The 16,916-nt window shown below is 46.0% G+C and carries 13 protein-coding genes; 12 read left to right on the forward strand and 1 reads right to left on the reverse strand.

The window, feature by feature from the left end:
• Nucleotides 1-67 precede the first annotated feature (67 nt).
• Complete coding sequence (locus tag V2546_RS06215) at nucleotides 68-1,339, reverse strand: hypothetical protein (protein ID WP_329751834.1); 1,272 nt, start codon at nucleotides 1,337-1,339, stop codon at nucleotides 68-70.
• A gap of 56 nt (nucleotides 1,340-1,395) precedes the next feature.
• Between V2546_RS06215 and V2546_RS06220 the strand changes: the two genes are divergently transcribed.
• The 12 genes from V2546_RS06220 (at nucleotide 1,396) to V2546_RS06275 (ending at nucleotide 16,898) form a co-directional block, all read left to right on the forward strand.
• The gene (locus V2546_RS06220) at nucleotides 1,396-1,614 is read left to right on the forward strand and encodes a hypothetical protein (RefSeq protein WP_329751835.1); all 219 of its coding nucleotides are present in this window, start codon (nucleotides 1,396-1,398) and stop codon (nucleotides 1,612-1,614) included.
• A 57-nt stretch (nucleotides 1,615-1,671) separates the two neighbouring features.
• A complete protein-coding gene (locus V2546_RS06225; RefSeq protein ID WP_329751837.1) occupies nucleotides 1,672-3,039 on the forward strand; it encodes a hypothetical protein in 1,368 nt (455 codons plus the stop codon).
• A gap of 29 nt (nucleotides 3,040-3,068) precedes the next feature.
• A complete protein-coding gene (locus V2546_RS06230; RefSeq protein WP_329751838.1) occupies nucleotides 3,069-4,085 on the forward strand; it encodes an O-acetyl-ADP-ribose deacetylase in 1,017 nt (338 codons plus the stop codon).
• 184 nt (nucleotides 4,086-4,269) lie between these two features.
• Nucleotides 4,270-4,929: a hypothetical protein gene (locus V2546_RS06235; protein ID WP_329751839.1), complete on the forward strand. Its 660-nt coding sequence runs from the start codon at nucleotides 4,270-4,272 to the stop codon at nucleotides 4,927-4,929.
• Between the two features lie 397 nt (nucleotides 4,930-5,326).
• Nucleotides 5,327-5,563: a helix-turn-helix domain-containing protein gene (locus V2546_RS06240; protein ID WP_118532790.1), complete on the forward strand. Its 237-nt coding sequence runs from the start codon at nucleotides 5,327-5,329 to the stop codon at nucleotides 5,561-5,563.
• 76 nt (nucleotides 5,564-5,639) lie between these two features.
• Complete coding sequence (locus tag V2546_RS06245; protein WP_486463564.1) at nucleotides 5,640-8,822, forward strand: helicase-related protein; 3,183 nt, start codon at nucleotides 5,640-5,642, stop codon at nucleotides 8,820-8,822.
• 20 nt (nucleotides 8,823-8,842) lie between these two features.
• On the forward strand, nucleotides 8,843-9,463 hold the full coding sequence (locus V2546_RS06250) for a DUF4391 domain-containing protein (protein ID WP_329751841.1): 621 nt from the start codon (nucleotides 8,843-8,845) through the stop codon (nucleotides 9,461-9,463).
• Between the two features lie 10 nt (nucleotides 9,464-9,473).
• Nucleotides 9,474-9,998 (forward strand): hypothetical protein, encoded by a 525-nt coding sequence (locus V2546_RS06255; protein ID WP_329751842.1) that lies wholly within the window; start codon nucleotides 9,474-9,476, stop codon nucleotides 9,996-9,998.
• Nucleotides 9,995-10,840 (forward strand): ATP F0F1 synthase synthase, encoded by an 846-nt coding sequence (locus V2546_RS06260; protein ID WP_173728879.1) that lies wholly within the window; start codon nucleotides 9,995-9,997, stop codon nucleotides 10,838-10,840. The genes V2546_RS06255 and V2546_RS06260 overlap by 4 nt, the downstream gene beginning before the upstream one ends.
• 11 nt (nucleotides 10,841-10,851) lie before the next feature.
• A complete protein-coding gene (locus V2546_RS06265; RefSeq protein WP_329751843.1) occupies nucleotides 10,852-12,714 on the forward strand; it encodes a site-specific DNA-methyltransferase in 1,863 nt (620 codons plus the stop codon).
• A gap of 1 nt (nucleotide 12,715) precedes the next feature.
• A complete protein-coding gene (locus V2546_RS06270) occupies nucleotides 12,716-13,771 on the forward strand; it encodes a virulence RhuM family protein (RefSeq protein WP_329751844.1) in 1,056 nt (351 codons plus the stop codon).
• On the forward strand, nucleotides 13,761-16,898 hold the full coding sequence (locus tag V2546_RS06275; RefSeq protein WP_329751845.1) for a restriction endonuclease: 3,138 nt from the start codon (nucleotides 13,761-13,763) through the stop codon (nucleotides 16,896-16,898). The genes V2546_RS06270 and V2546_RS06275 overlap by 11 nt, the downstream gene beginning before the upstream one ends.
• The last annotated feature ends 18 nt before the right edge of the window (nucleotides 16,899-16,916 follow it).

The raw sequence follows: 16,916 nt of genomic DNA on the forward strand, positions 1-16,916 counted from the left end.
ACCCCTTTTATTTATCCCAAACTATACCATGCCATGATACCGCAAATGCCTTAAAAAATCAATGACCCTATTTCCAGTGAATCACTGCTTCCACCGAATCCGTATACTGATCATCAGTGATGGACTTGTAACGGGAGCCGTCATACCAGTCGGTGAAACCGTTGTCAATTTTGTAAATATTTCCAGTTTCAGTGTCCACGATGCGCTCGTAACCCAGGGTGGCATCACTCTGCTTCTGGCTCATGATATCCTGGCTCCGGTTCCGGTTTTCCCAGGAAGACATGATGCTGTCGGACATCTCACTGGCTGACTGGCTGAGAGACTGGGAGGTAGAGGCCGCCTGATTGCTCTGGGACATGGCAAAGCTCTGGAACTCCGGCGTATAATTAAGACTGCTGAGAACTTTATTCAAAGTAGGCTGCCAGTCCTGAAAGGTTCCCTTTTCTGCACTGAGGACTGTCAGATTATAGACAGAATAATATCCCATTCCCGTACCCATGGCAAAGGGAACCACATCCGCCGTGAACATTCCTTCTCCCGTTGTGCCATTCTGTGTAAAATCCGCCCGAAGAATGGAGGGGGAAATAGCAACGCTGCTCATTCCCTGAGTACTTTCAAAGCTCTTTGTCACAGAAAAATCTGCAATGTACGGTGTCTGAATATCCGCATAGTCAGCAGTTGCATTCATTGCGTCTGCAAACTGTGGGAATATTTCAAAGACTCCCTGTGTCGATACATTCGTAAGAATGGGACATTTTCCAAACAAATCACTGGAAAGCGCCATCATCGCCCGGGAATTTTCATCTGAAAATAATGGTTCCATTTTTAGCATAAAGAAAATCTGATTTACCGGATTCTCCGGATCAAAAACATGAATTGCATGAAACATACCGGTGTACATGGCAGAAGATTTCACGCTCCAGCCTTCCGGAATATTCATACTGAATTCTGTACAGCTATAAGGCACCAGCTCCTGAGCAGACGCCAGCGGAACGACTGTCCAGCTGTCCTCTACCGATGCTGCTGTGCTGGAGGCTGTTTGCTCACCCTCTTCTTCATCCGGTGCAGTCACAGCTGCTACGCTTCCTGGCCGTTCAAATACCATCTCTGTATCGGCATTTGCCAGCATCAGCACACCATCCTCCAGCGTATAGAAATCTGCCGCATCCTCCATGGTAATACTGCTGTCATCCCAGGTCAGATCATAGACCGTCCCGTCATAATCCATGGTTCCGGTACCGTCCTCCAGGAGATCCAGAGTCATGGCAGTTCCCATCTCTTCCAGATCCTCCTTGCCGACAGTCGCCTCATTTGGAAACACCCGATGAATTCCATTCATCTGAATCACAAAGGCAATTGTGCAATGGTAGCCTTCCTTTGCCGCGGTACACATTTATGGCATTTTTCAACAGCGCAGCGAAAAAGGCGTTCGATGCTTATAAGAAAGAGAACGGCTCTGACAAAAAGCTTCTACGCATCAGCGAGCTGAACGCAGAGTATGCGATGCTCCTGGAACGAAAGAAAAGCTCCTATGCAGAGTACCGCAAGACCAAATCGGAAATGTGCAAAATAATGTACATTGCATCTGTCACTCTATGTGTGGAAGATATATAATAATATCGAAGCGAATGATGAGAAAGTTCTAAATGCAAAAAGAAAGAGGAAGACAAGATGGCAGTATGGAGATTACAGGTGAATACAGGAGGCACAAATGTTGCCGACTATTGCTTGAAAAATCATGTCGCAGCAATGGGATGGAGTCTTCGTGAATTAACCCAGGTAGAACGTTCTGGGATACATACATTTTTGGATTACTGTAATCTGGCAAGAACTCAGTACAAATCATTCGACAGTGTATGCCGCATGGTAGAGGATGTGAAAGAAGGAGACATCCTATGGATGCGCTCAAGAAATGAAGGGAAGTACTATATTGCGAGAGTTAAGGCGAACAGTACCTGGGTGTTTCGCGAAGATGCAGTACAGATGGATGCAGCAAATCAGTTGACCAATATAGATTGGTATCCAGCTACAGATAAGGCAGATGAAGAATCCGTTCCTGGTGCTGTGGCAACATCATTTATTATGGGTTCAACCATCCAGAGAATTAAGAAAAATGGAGTGGAAGAATACAGTCAGATGTTGTATAACCGTGTCCACGATTCAGCTCTGGATCTATTCAATTATCCCGATCCGGCTCTTTCATTATGTGAAAAGCATTTTTACAGCCTGCTCCAGCCGGAAGATGTTGAGGATTTACTTGCACTGTGGCTGTATGATACGAAAGGCTATGTCTGCATCCCATCGACAAATAAAATTGCTACGCCAAAGTATGAGTGCGTTTTAGTTGATCCAAATGACCTGAACCGAAAGCATATTTACATTCAGGTAAAGAAGGGTGATGTTGATCTCAATACAGATGACTATTCCAGCCTGAATGGTGAGGTGTATTTGCTTACAACAGAAGGAAACGTTCAGAATGCACAGAAATATTCAAATGTGAAAGCAGCAGATCCAACGGTTATCTATGAATTTGCGATCAATCCGGATAAGTCTCATATCATTCCGGAGAATGTTTTATACTGGGTGAAGTTTCTGACAGAAATAGAAAATAATCGGTTGAAGTTTTCTGCGTGTAAAGGAATCATGTTTGATACGAATATATCGTATTCAGATACAAATGAATCCGAGATGATTCTCGGAAACAAAATAGCGGCATATGGAGATGCCAAACGGTATATCGACAGCTTTCGCAAAGATGACTATGCTCTTTTTTATTCTAAAGGAAGAGGGATTATTGCGGTCGGACAGATTATCACAGACATGCCAACGGAAGTGGCTGATGAAAAATATCATAGTGTCAGAATGATTGTGCCGGAAAATTTCAATGGAGATGTTAAAGCATTGCCTGCTCTTTCTCCGAATGAGATTAAAACAATTTTGAAGCGGAATTTTTATTGGGCATCGACAATCAAAACACCATTCCTTACAGGAGTACAGGTTGAGATGTTGATTCGTGAACTGAAAAAGAAGCATATCTAACGAGGTGGCAGAAGGGGGAGAAATAAGCAATGCCCTTACAGATTATCAGAAACGATATTACAAAAATGAGCGTTGACGCAATCGTCAATGCGGCTAACACGTCTCTTTTGGGCGGCGGCGGTGTGGACGGCTGCATTCATCGTGCCGCCGGACCGGAGCTGCTTGCAGAATGCAGTACGCTGCATGGCTGCGAAACCGGCAGCGCAAAAATCACAAAGGGATATCGACTGCCCTGCAAATATGTGATCCATGCAGTCGGCCCGCGCTGGCGGGATGGCAAGCATCGGGAGCAGGAGCTTCTGGAATCCTGCTATCGGACATCTTTGAACCTGGCAAAAGAAAATGGTTGTCAGTCGGTGGCCTTCCCGCTGATTTCCTCTGGCATTTACGGCTATCCTAAAGACCAGGCTCTGAAGGTTGCAGTCGATACCATCAGTACATTCCTGCTGGAAAATGAGATGATGGTCTACATCGTTATCTTTGACCGAAAGGCATATCAGATTGGCGGAAAACTGTTTGCTGATATCGCGGCGTACATAGATGACCGGTATGTGGAGGAACATACCGACAGACGGGCAGAACAGAGGCGGCGGCTCGAAGCATTGTCAGAGGAATCTTGCTTTGAAGCTGCACCTGCCCCGCTGCCGTCCGAAGCAATCTGTAAATCTTGCAGCAGTCAATCCTTGGAAGAGGCACTGGGACAGATTGATGAGAGTTTTTCAGAAATGCTGCTGCGGAAGATTGACGAAAGCGGCATGACGGATGCCCAGTGCTACAAGAAGGCAAACATTGACCGGAAGCTCTTCTCGAAGATCCGTTCGGATAAATTCTATAAGCCATCCAAACCTACGGTGCTGGCATTTGCCCTGGCTTTGGAACTGCCGCTTGCCCAGATGCAGGAGATGCTGGGTAAGGCAGGCTTTACCCTTTCCCATTCGAGCAAATTCGACATCATTGTAGAATATTTTGTCGAACAGGGAAACTACAATGTGTATGAAATCAACGAGGCACTGTTTGCTTTTGACCAGAGTTTGATCGGAGCATAAGGACAAAGAAATGTCGCTTTCCATGCGACCACTCCACAAAAGAAAATCGCTATACTATGGCTGTAAGGTACGAAACCGAGCAGCCATATGCGCGTGTAATGAGCCAAAGTTCGAGCTTGCTCGAAACCTTGGCGAATACCGCGACAGCGAGCCCGCAAGGGCGAGATTTTGGGAGGACAAGCATATGAGAAAGAATTTAACAGAGATCGTTTTTATCTTAGACCGCAGCGGTTCCATGAGCGGATTAGAACGGGATACCATCGGCGGATTCAATTCTATGATTGAGCAGCAGAAAAAAGCAGAGGGCGAAGCACTGGTCTCAACGGTATTGTTTGACAATGTGAGCGAAGTCCTGCACGACCGTGTAAATGTAATGGACGTCCGACCAATGACTGACCGTGATTACACGGTTCGCGGATGCACAGCACTCTTAGATGCCATCGGCGGTGCGATTCATCACATTGGAAATGTTCACAAGTACGCAAGACCGGAGGATGTGCCGGAACACACCATGTTTGTAATCACTACGGACGGAATGGAAAATGCCAGCCACCGCTACAACAGCGAAAAAGTGAAGCTGATGATCGAGCGGCAGAAAACGAAATACGGTTGGGAGTTTTTGTTCCTCGGTGCCAATATTGATGCAGTAGAGACTGCAAGTCAGTTCGGAATCGGCGCAGACCGTGCAGTCAACTATCAGTGCGACAGCGAAGGAACCGCGTTGAATTATGAAGTGGTCAGCGAAGCAATCAGCTCTGTCCGGTGCAGTGCCCCGCTGAGCGCAGACTGGAAAAAGCGTATAGACGAGGACTACAAAAAGCGTGGAGGCCGCAAGCACAAGTAAATGTTTTTTGAAGCCGGGGTGATGATTCACTCCGGCGTTTTCTTTGGCAGGAACTGCCGTTAAAGCATCCGAAACGGGCGCAAGATGTCCGGTGGACATCTGCTTTGCGCGGACCGGAGTGGAACGGAGACGCAGCAGCCCGATGCCGCAGGCAGCGTTTTATGGGGATTGGGGGCGCACGAGGTTCGGTGAACCTCGGTTTTGCGCGGACCGGAACGGAGTGGAGACTTCCCCAACAAGCAGGGCTTTCGTGTCACGAAAGCCCTGCTTGCAGAAGACTTGCGGCTTATGAGAAGTCGGCATTTTTTGTTTACTCTTAAAGCGTGTTGCGCTATAATGTCAATAGAGTTTTTTGATGGCTTGGAAACCACTTAGAAAGATAGAAGGCGAGGAAAAAATGGCAGTATCGTACAACAGACTATTCAAACTCATGATCGACAGAAAAATGCGTAAAAAAGATTTGTGTGAGCTTGCTGGTGTGAGCACAAGCACTATGAGCAAGATGGGGCGGGATGAGATCGTTTCGCTGGAAGTCATTGATCGAATTTGTCAGAAATTGAATTGTAATGTCGAGGATGTTCTTGAAATTCTGCCTGATAGTCCTGATAACGGGACATCAAAAAATGTAAAATAAAGACTGAGAACAAAGGCGGGTGAGCAATTTGAAGATTCTTGACAATATTACCAGTACGGTTAGGGATGATCTGCGAGTGGAAATCAAAAAGGGAAGCAAGGTGTCAATAGCGGCAGCCTGCTTTTCGATGTATGCGTATAAAGAGCTGAAGAAGCAGTTGGAATCTGTGGACGAGTTTCGTTTTATCTTCACATCGCCCACCTTTGTCAAAGAGAAAGCGGAAAAGCAGAAACGAGAATTCTATATTCCCCGTCTTTCCCGTGAGACCAGCCTATACGGTACAGAGTTTGAAATCAAGCTGCGCAATGAGATGACCCAGCGAGCTATCGCAAAAGAGTGTGCTGACTGGATCAGAAAGAAAGCGAAATTCAAATCAAACACAACCGGCGAAAACATGACTGGCTTTATGACTGTGGATTCTAAAACAGCACAAACGGCCTATGTGCCAATCAATGGGTTTACGACGGTGGACATCGGCTGTGAGCGTGGCAATAACAGCTACAACATAGTCAACTGCATGGAAGCTCCGTTCGCCCAGCAATATATGCAGCTTTTTGATGGATTGTGGAATGATCGTGAAAAGATGCAGGATGTCACGGACGTGGTTTTGGAAAACATCAGCACAGCCTATGCAGAAAATTCTCCGGAGTTCATCTATTTTATGACCTTGTATCATGTGTTCAGTGAATTTCTGGATGATATCTCTGAAGATGAACTGCCGAACGAGGCTACTGGTTTCAAGCAGAGCAAAATCTGGAGTATGCTGTACGATTTCCAGCGGGATGCCGTGCTTGCCATCATCAACAAATTGGAAAAGTACAACGGCTGCATCCTTGCTGATAGCGTCGGTCTTGGTAAAACATTCACTGCGTTGGCAGTTGTAAAGTATTACGAAAATAGAAACAAGTCGGTGCTGGTGCTTTGCCCGAAAAAGCTGGCTGAAAACTGGAATACATACAAGGACAACTATGTCAATAACCCGATTGCATCGGACAGGTTGAACTACGATGTTTTGTTCCATACGGACCTTTCCCGCAATGGCGGACAGTCCAATGGCCTTGACCTGAATCGCCTGAACTGGGGCAACTATGATCTTGTGGTGATTGATGAGTCGCACAACTTCCGCAACGGTATTGGTACGCACAGCAAGACGCAGGATAACCGTTATCAGCGTCTGATGGATAAGGTGATCCGTACCGGAGTAAAAACCAAAGTTTTGATGCTCTCGGCAACGCCGGTCAACAACCGTTTTGTTGATTTGAAGAACCAACTTGCCCTTGCCTATGAGGGGAATTCGGAATTCCTTGACGAGCGGCTGAATACATCCAAAAATGTGGAGGATATTTTCAAGCAGGTGCAAAAGGCGTTCAATGCATGGAGCAAACTGCCTCAGGAGGAACGAACCACAGATGCGCTGCTGCGCACATTGGATTTTGACTTTTTTGAGCTGTTGGACAGCGTGACCATTGCCCGCTCCCGTAAACATATTGAAAAATATTATGACACTAACGAAATTGGAAAATTTCCCGAACGGCTCAAGCCAATTTCCAAACGTCCCTGCCTGACGGATTTGAACAACGCCATCAACTATAACGAGATTTATGAGCAACTCATGCAGCTCTCTTTGTGTGTGTATGCGCCCTCCAATTACATTTTCCCCAGCAAGCTCCAGAAATATAAAGAGCTGACCCACAATAAGGGTGAGAACCTGACCCAGACAGGACGTGAGCAAGGTATCCGCCGCTTGATGAGCATCAACCTCTTGAAGCGTCTGGAAAGCTCCGTACATTCTTTCCAACTGACACTGACCCGAATCAAGGAACTGATCAATGGTACGATTCAGTCCATCAATCAGTTTGAGGCATACGGTCGGGCGGATTTGGACATGTACGATGCTGGTGGCGATGACTTTGATATAGATGATGAAAATTCGGATTTCTTCACCGTTGGCAAAAAGGTAAAAATCGACCTTGCGGATATGGACTGGAAGAGTTGGCGCACGGAGCTCAAACGAGATGCGGAGGTTCTGGAACTGCTGACCTTTATGGTTGCGGACATTACCCCGGAACATGATACCAAGTTGCAGGAACTGTTAAAGCTGGCGTCTGATAAAATCGAGCATCCCATCAATAATCAAAATAAGAAAGTCCTGATCTTCTCGGCGTTTTCTGATACGGCCGAGTATCTGTACGACCATGTCAGCGAGTATATCAAGAAGAACTATGGATTGAATACAGCGGTCATCACCGGCTCCATTGATGGAAAAACAACGATCAAAGGATTTCAGGCAACACTGAATAATGTGTTGACCTGCTTTTCCCCTGTTTCCAAAGGTCGGGATGTTCTGATGCCGGGCAGCACCACCGAAATTGATGTGCTGATTGCAACGGACTGTATCTCAGAAGGTCAGAACTTGCAGGACTGCGATTATCTGATCAACTACGATATCCACTGGAATCCGGTTCGCATTATTCAGCGGTTTGGCCGTGTTGATCGTATCGGCAGTCGCAACCAGTACATTCAGCTTGTAAATTTCTGGCCGGACTTGACGCTGGATGAGTACATCAATTTGAAATCCCGTGTGGAGACCCGCATGAAAATCACTGTTATGACATCTACCGGTGATGATGACCTGATCAATCCGGAAGAAAAAGGTGATTTGGAATACCGCAAGGCGCAGCTCAAACGCTTACAGGAAGAAGTGGTTGATATTGAGGATATGTCCGATGGAATCTCCATTATGGATCTGGGGCTGAACGAATTCCGACTCGACTTATTGGACTACATAAAACGGAACGGAGACATGGACAAAAAGCCGCGTGGACTTCATGCTGTGGTGCCTGCCACGGATGAACTGCCGGATGGTGTGATCTTTGTGCTGAAAAACATCAACAACAGTGTCAATGTGGATAACTGGAACCGCATTCATCCGTTCTACATGGTTTATATCGGAGTGGACGGTCAGATTATCTGCGATTACCTGAATCCGAAAAAGATGCTGGATGATATTCGCTTACTCTGCCGCGGAAAATCCGCACCGATCAAAGAGGCATACGAACGCTTTAACCGCGAAACAGATGATGGGCGGAATATGGCAGAGATGTCCGAGCTGCTGAGCGAAGCAATCAATTCCATCATTGATGTGAAAGAGGAAAGCGACATTGACAGTCTGTTTTCTGCCGGGGGAACATCCGCTTTGATGAGCAATATATCCGGGCTGGATGATTTTGAACTGATTTGCTTCCTTGTTGTGAAATGATTGTCTGGAGGTGAGATGCCGTGCTGGGATTGCCGAAATCCACGGAGTTTAACAAGCGTATCCCCAAGCAGAAGTTTTATGAAAACATTGCTGTGACACCGGCCATGAAAAAAGCGTTCGTGGAGCAGATAAGGATCATCTACTGGCGCAATAAGATTGCGGCCACCACCCTGAATCTGGCTGCTGGCGAACAGGTGACAGAGATTGAGGTGTTCGAGGTTCGGTTATCTGCCCCGGATTTGGACGAAAGTGTGTTGCGCCAGATTGACCGGGAGATTCCGTATCACATTCTCTTTTTACTGGAATACGAGGGCAGGCTTCGGGCTGCTATCGGTTACAAGGAAGCTGCGGAGGGGAAGACGGCTTTTAAGGTTGATCGTTATTATTACACAGAATGGCTCGAAGCGGATGAACTTCCGGTGCATCTGGATGGGCTTTCGCTGGATGCCGTGTATGAGAATTTTGTGCGGCAGATTGCGGGGACGGCTCTCGGTTCGGATGAATTCGCTACTCTGAAAGAAAGTGTAGAGCAGCAGAAGCAGATTGCAGCTTTGGAATCCAAAATCCGTAAGGAAAAACAGCCGAAGAAGAAATTTGAATTGGTACAAGAACTGAAAAATTTAAAACGAAAAAGAAAGTAGGAGAAAAAGTGTGAATTGCCTATATAAGTTTGTCTTAACATTAAATGCAACATCTTGGATGACAGTTATTTACGGTATTAGTAAGCAATGGACAATTATAGAGTTACCATGCTGGATAACAGGAATTATTTTGTTGTTAATACCGATTTTACTTTCTTTAATTTCACTAATCGTGGCAAAAGGCTTAGGAAATGATTCGTTAAGTGGATGTCGAGAAAGCAGTTTGGCGGATAATGAATTTATACCAACATATTTGGGATACTTCTTTGTTTCACTATCAGTTGCAGATAATGTAACAATGGTATTTATATATGCTATTGTTTTTGCGTTTACGTGGCTATCACAGACACAGTATTTTAATCCATTGTATTTGTTGTTCGGATACCACTATTATCATATTCTTACAGAACAAGGAACAAGTATTTTTGTGATAGCACATGGATCAATTATTAGAAATAGCAGGGATGTATCTTTTGATTCATTAAAAAGGATAAATGATACCACCTACTTAGCGATGAAAGGTAAGAAAGTATGAATCAAGTATATGTTAAAATCAGATTGCGTGGCAAAGCGAATAAGTACCGAAAATTGCTTTCTACAGACGAGAACTTGTATTGTTCACCTGATGAGTTAATTGAATCATCTTGTCCGTATACACCTGGTGCAACGTTGGAAACGGGGGAGTGGTTCAAAATCTCAGAATTTTCTGAAAAAGATTTTTCCATTGAGATTACACAAAAAGATTACGAGACGGTAGATTACGATTCTCTTCAAAAAGCGGAATATTCGCAGGTAGATTACTTATTTGCCAAAATAGATGACAATCTATTCTTCCAGAATATTAGCAAATCAAAGCTGGTGAAGAAAAAGGGAATTCTTGGATTTGGTGAAGGATATCGATACGAGAGAGAAACAGCGATTCTCTTTATAAACGAATATCCAGATGCCATTTACATTCCAGCAGAGGATGCTTTATATTTTCAGCGATTGGAACCAATAGCCAGTATTTTTGGCGGTATTTCCGAACTATATCGTGAAGCGACAGAGCATGAGGTAGAGGAGTTCCTTCAAAATGATTTTATAGATCTTACTGATGGGTTTGAGTCCAGCAAAGTCAAAGTGGCGAATCGTAAAAGGATTGCTATGGCGATGGATACTCTGTCCAAGATGCATGATGATGATAAAAAGCAGATTTTCGCATATATATGTGATTATTGTCCAGATATAGTAACACCGGAGCAAAAATTTAAAGTTGGATCAGAAGAAAATTTGAAGATGGTCTTATTTGGTATAGAGCAAAGATTTTATACTACCTTAGTTGGCGGTGAAAAAAGAATTGCAAATTCCGTAGTTCCGCTACAAGCACAAGTAAAATAGGAGGGTTCAGGATGGAAAAACTGAAAATGCACAGCCTTGACGGTGTGGAGAGAAATATAGAACTGATCGGCAAGCTGTTCCCCAATGCCATCACCGAAGTGATGCGTGACGGCAAGGTAGAACACGCCATTGATTTTGACGTTCTGCGGCAGGAGCTTTCCGATTCCATCGTAGAAGGTCGGGAGGAACGCTATCAGTTTACTTGGCCGGACAAGAAAAAGGCAATGCTGGCGGCTAATGCGCCCATTACGGCAACGCTGCGTCCGGTGGCAGCTGATAGTGTGGGCAAAGATGGCACACCCGGCGGTTTTGACAGTGAGAACCTCTACATCGAGGGCGATAATCTGGAAGTGCTGAAGCTCTTGCAGGAAACCTATCTGGGCAAGGTCAAGATGATCTACATTGATCCGCCGTACAATACCGGTAACGATTTTGTCTATGAGGACGATTTTGCACAGAGTGCGGCGGACTATATGGATAATAGTGGCCAGTATGACGAAGAAGGCAACCGCCTCGTGACCAATACCGAAAGCAATGGTCGTTTTCATACAGATTGGCTCAATATGATTTATTCACGTCTGAAAATTGCAAAGGACTTGCTGGCAGATGATGGTGTTATCTTTATCAGTATAAATGACCAGGAGGTAGTAAATATAAGAAAAATATGTGATGAGATTTTAGGAGCAGACAACTTTATTGCAAACTTGATTTGGCAACAACGTAAAGGAGGTGGAAATGATTCGAGATATATTGCAGTTGATCATGAATATATTCTAATCTATTCTAAAAATATAAATAACTCATCGGATAGATGGTATATCTCGCAGACGGAAGAATATCTAAAACGATATAAAGAAATAGAAAATGATGGAAGGAGATATTATTGGGATACATTAGTCAGAAATGGACTACAAAATCCTATCGTCATTACACTCATAGCTCCGGACGGAACGAGCGTGACTATAAACTCACAAAAATCAAGGGAAACTGTTATTAAAGGGTTGAAAGAAGGCACGGTAAGATTTACAAAAACAGCAAATGGATGGAGTCTGCATCATAAGGTCTATATGAAAAATGGTCAGGTATTAAGATCAATTTTGACAGAATACGGAAACAATAGAAGTTCGGGACTTGAATTGATGGATTTGTTTGGAAAAACTATATTTGATTACTCAAAACCATCGACACTACTGAAATTGTTATGCCAGTTGAATACCAAAGACGATGATATTATTCTCGACTTCTTCTCTGGGTCTGCTACCACTGCCCATGCAGTCATGCAGCTCAACGCTGAGGACGGCGGACATCGCAAATTTATCATGGTACAGCTGCCGGAAAAAACAGATGAAAAGAGCGAAGCCTACAAGGCAGGCTACAAGAACATCTGCGAAATCGGCAAGGAGCGTATCCGTCGTGCGGGCCGGAAAATCAAAGAGGATGCCGGTTTGACGGCTCCGGCTGATTTGGACATCGGCTTCCGCTGCCTGCGTCTGGATGAAAGCAATATGAAGCCTGTATACTACACGCCGGATGAAGTCGGTCAGCAGGATCTGTTCTCGTTGGTGGACAACGTGAAGGAAGACCGTACCCCGGAGGACTTGCTGTTCCAGGTGATGCTGGATTTGGGTGTGCTGCTGTCCAGCTCCATTGAGGTGAAAGAGATCGCAGGCAAAAAGGTGTTCAATGTGGCAGATGGGTTCCTGCTGGCCTGCTTCGACCGTGATGTGACCGAGGAGACCGTCAAGGCTATTGCACAGATGAAGTCTTACTATGCCGTGTTCCGTGACAGCAGTATGGCAAACGACAGCGTAGCCACAAACTTCGAGCAGATTTTCGAGACATATAGCCCTGATACTGTAAGGAAGGTGCTGTGATATGGCTGATAAGAAGAAAAAAGAACTTGCCATTCGCAGCTCCGCAGCAGAATACCTGACCTTTGTTGCCTCTACCGGTGAGAGTGATGCCAGCTTTGAAATGCGTTATGAGGATGAGAATATCTGGCTGACGCAGAAGATGATGGCAGCGTTATATGATGTTGGGCTTCCCACTATTAATGAGCATATCAAAAAGATTTATGCTGACGGAGAGCTGACAGAGGAGGCAACTATTCGGAAATTCCGAATAGTTCAGACAGAGGGCGTAAGGCAGGTCAACCGTGAAGTGACGCACTACAACTTACAGCTCATTATTGCCGTAGGCTTCAAGGTGAATAACCAGCGGGCTGTGCAGTTCCGCAAATGGGCGGGACAGATCGTCAAAGACCATACTATTCAGGGTTGGACGATGGATGTGGAGCGGCTGAAAAAAGGCCATATGTTCACCGACGAATACTTTGAGCGGCAGTTGCAGCAGATTCGGGAGATTCGCCTGTCTGAGCGAAAATTCTATCAGAAAGTGACAGACTTGTACGCTACTGCGTTTGACTATGACAAAAACGCAAAGACAACTCGCTTGTTTTTCCAGACCGTCCAGAACAAAATGCACTATGCCGTCCACCGTCACACGGCGTCGGAGCTGATCGTGGAGCGGGCGGATGCCAACAAGGAACACATGGGACTGACCACATGGGAGAATGCTCCGGATGGGAAAATTCTGAAAGCAGATGTGACGATTGCCAAGAACTATCTGAGCAAAGAAGAAATGAATTATCTGGAGCGCATTGTGTCGCTCTATCTGGATTATGCCGAGTTGCAGGCTGAGCGCAAAATCCCAATGAGCATGGAAGATTGGGCAAAGCGGCTGGATGGTTTTCTGGAGTTCAACGGCAACGAGCTGCTAACCGGGCCGGGTAAAATCAGCGCAGAGCAGGCAAAACTCCATGCGGAAACGGAATATGAAAAATATCGTATCATTCAGGATCGTCTGTATGAGAGCGACTTTGACCGTTTCCTGATGCTGGAGCAGGAGGTGAACCACAAAGATGAAGTTTAGTTTTAAGATTCAGCAGTATCAGACCGATGCCGTTGATGCCGTGGCTCGTGTCTTTCAGGGACAACCTTATAGTGCAGGAGTGTCCTATCTGCGTGATATGGGAAGCTTGTCTGCAAAGCCTCAGCAGTTGAGCCTTGTGCCGATGGCAGAGGACGCAGCACAGTTGGAATTGCAGGATTTGATCAACGATTCCGGATTCAAGAATGAAGCTCTGCAATTAACCGATGCGGATTTGGTGCAGAATATCCGTGCATTACAGGCGGAAAGCAATATTCATCAGTCAGACAAGCTGGTTGCCCCGCTGGGTAGATGCTCTCTGGACATTGAGATGGAGACCGGTACAGGCAAGACCTATGTTTACATCAAGACCATGTTCGAGCTGAACAAGCGGTATGGTTGGAGCAAATTCATCGTTGTTGTTCCGAGCATTGCCATCCGTGAGGGTGTAAAGAAGTCCTTTGAGATCACTGCCGATCATTTCATGGAGTGCTACGGCAAAAAAGCACGGTTCTTTATCTACAATAGCAGCAACCTGAACCAGTTGGACTCGTTCTCCAGCAATTCCGGCATCAACGTCATGATTATCAATACACAGGCCTTTGCTGCCTCCATGAACGAGGACAAGAACGTGGAAGGCCGCAAGGGTGATGCCGCTGCGAGAATTATTTACACCAAGCGGGACGAGTTCGGTTCCCGCCGCCCGATTGACGTCATCGCAGCCAACCGTCCGATTCTGATTCTGGATGAACCGCAGAAGATGGGTAAAGAGGATTCTGCTACCCAAAAAGCGTTGAAGAAATTCAATCCTCTGTTCACGCTGAACTACTCCGCTACCCACGCCAAGCAGCACAACCTGATTTACGTGCTGGATGCGTTGGATGCTTACAATAAGCGGCTGGTCAAAAAGATCGAGGTCAAGGGCTTTGAAGTCAAGAACCTGCGTGGTACAGACAAATATCTGTATCTGGAAAGCATCATTATCTCCTCCAAGAATCCGCCACGGGCAAAGGTGGAGTTGGAGGTCAAACACCAGAGCGGCACAAAGCGGGAATTCCGTACATTGGATGTGAGTGATAATCTCTACTATATCTCCGGCGAGATGGAGCAGTATAAGGGCTTTGTCGTTTCTGAAATTGACCCGATCACTGGCGTTGTGACATTTACCAATGGAGATACCATCCGCAAAGGTGATGTAACCGGCGATGTCTCTGAGGATGATATGCGCCGGGTGCAGATTCGGGAGACGATCATTTCCCACTTTGAAAAAGAACAGGAGCTGTTCAAAATGGGTATCAAGACTCTTTCCCTGTTCTTCATTGATGAAGTGGCTAAATACCGTCAGTACGATGAAGACGGAAATGAACTTCTGGGCGAGTATGGCAAGATTTTTGAGCAGGAATACATGGCTGTAATGAACGAATATCGTTCTATTCTTGAGCCGGAGTATACTGCCTATCTGGATGCCACCGATGTACATGATGTGCATAAGGGCTATTTCAGCATTGATAAGAAAGGGCACAGCGTCAACAGTTCGGTTAAGCGTGGCACGGATATGTCCGATGACATTTCGGCCTACGATCTGATTCTGAAAAATAAGGAGCGACTGCTGTCCTTTGAAGAGCCAACCCGGTTTATCTTTTCCCATTCCGCTCTGCGTGAGGGCTGGGATAACCCGAATGTGTTCCAGATCTGCACGTTAAAACACAGCGACAGCACCACGCAGAAGCGGCAGGAAGTAGGCCGTGGTCTGCGTCTGTGCGTAAATAAGGACGGAAACCGCATGGATGCCGAGGCTCTGGGGGAGAAGGTTCAGGATATCAACGTCCTGACCGTTATTGCAAGCGAGAGCTACGCCGGATTTGTGGACGGGCTGCAAAAGCAGACCGAAGCTGTGCTGTATGACCGCCCACGCAAGGCAGACATCGACTACTTTGTTGGAAAGACCATCAAGCTCGATGGCAAAACGGTTAAGGTGGATGACCGTCAGGCACGGGCTATCTATCAGTATCTTGTCCGCAACAACTATGTAGATGAGCAGGATAACGTCACGCAGGACTACCGGGACGATGTGCAGGCCGGAACGCTTGTACCTGTGCCGGAGACGCTGAAACCTATCGAAGAGGGCGTGCATTCGCTGGTTCAGGCGATTTATGACGATAGTGTGCTCAAATCTATGTTCGAGGATGGCAACAAGCCGAAAGTACTGGAAAATCCTCTGAACGACCGATTTGAAAAAGCAGAATTCCAGAAGCTCTGGCAGACCATCAACCACAAATACGCCTATACGGTGGATTTTGATTCTGAAGAGCTGATTCGGAAGTCGATTGCGCACATCGACAGCGAATTGTATGTCAGCCGCCTGCAATATACCGTTACCTATGCCGGGCAGAAAGACACCTTGAATGCTGATATGATACGTGAGGGCAGCAGCTTTTATGGCGCAAAAAGCAAGACAGCTGTATTGAAAAATGCGCATACCAGCCAGGTGGCATATGACCTGATCGGAAAAATCGCAGAGGGCACAACATTGACCCGCCGCACAACAGCCCGAATTTTGCAGGGTATCAAGCCGACTACCTTTGCCATGTATCAGAACAACCCGGAAGAGTTTATTACCAAGACAATTCGTCTGATCAAAGAACAGAAAGCTACGATGATCGTGGAGCATATTACCTACGATACCATTGAAGGCAGCTATGACAGCAGTATCTTCACGGCAGAAAAGCATGCTCTGACGATGGACAAGGCTTATAAGGCGCAAAAAGCGATACAGGATTATGTTTTCACCGATGGCACGGCAGAAAAGAGCGTGGAGCGTAAGTTTGCGGAGAATCTGGATGGTGCGGAAGAGGTCTTTATCTATGCAAAGCTGCCGAAAGGCTTCTTTATTCCGACTCCGGTAGGACACTACTCCCCGGACTGGGCAATCGTGTTCCATGAGGGTAGGGTAAAGCACATCTATTTTGTAGCAGAAACAAAAGGTACGATGGAGACCCTGAACCTGCGCCCAATCGAGAAGTCCAAGATCGACTGCGCCAAGAAGCTCTTCGCAAAATTGTCGGATGGTCTTGTGACATATGACCATGTAGACAGCTATCAGGAGTTGATGAATAAGGTGCTGCAATAACGTGTGATAGGAGAAGAA

Source organism: Clostridium sp. CM74B_53 (assembly GCF_036318045.1).
Lineage (GTDB): Bacteria > Bacillota > Clostridia > Lachnospirales > Lachnospiraceae > Pilosibacter.

Bases quoted from the DNA above. Each gene is read 5' to 3' on its own strand.
- V2546_RS06215 (WP_329751834.1), bottom strand. From the start codon at position 1,339: ATGAATGGAATTCATCGGGTGTTTCCAAATGAGGCGACTGTCGGCAAG.
- V2546_RS06220 (WP_329751835.1), top strand. From the start codon at position 1,396: ATGGCATTTTTCAACAGCGCAGCGAAAAAGGCGTTCGATGCTTATAAG.
- V2546_RS06225 (WP_329751837.1), top strand. From the start codon at position 1,672: ATGGCAGTATGGAGATTACAGGTGAATACAGGAGGCACAAATGTTGCC.
- V2546_RS06230 (WP_329751838.1), top strand. From the start codon at position 3,069: ATGCCCTTACAGATTATCAGAAACGATATTACAAAAATGAGCGTTGAC.
- V2546_RS06235 (WP_329751839.1), top strand. From the start codon at position 4,270: ATGAGAAAGAATTTAACAGAGATCGTTTTTATCTTAGACCGCAGCGGT.
- V2546_RS06240 (WP_118532790.1), top strand. From the start codon at position 5,327: ATGGCAGTATCGTACAACAGACTATTCAAACTCATGATCGACAGAAAA.
- V2546_RS06260 (WP_173728879.1), top strand. From the start codon at position 9,995: ATGAATCAAGTATATGTTAAAATCAGATTGCGTGGCAAAGCGAATAAG.
- V2546_RS06265 (WP_329751843.1), top strand. From the start codon at position 10,852: ATGGAAAAACTGAAAATGCACAGCCTTGACGGTGTGGAGAGAAATATA.
- V2546_RS06270 (WP_329751844.1), top strand. From the start codon at position 12,716: ATGGCTGATAAGAAGAAAAAAGAACTTGCCATTCGCAGCTCCGCAGCA.
- V2546_RS06275 (WP_329751845.1), top strand. From the start codon at position 13,761: ATGAAGTTTAGTTTTAAGATTCAGCAGTATCAGACCGATGCCGTTGAT.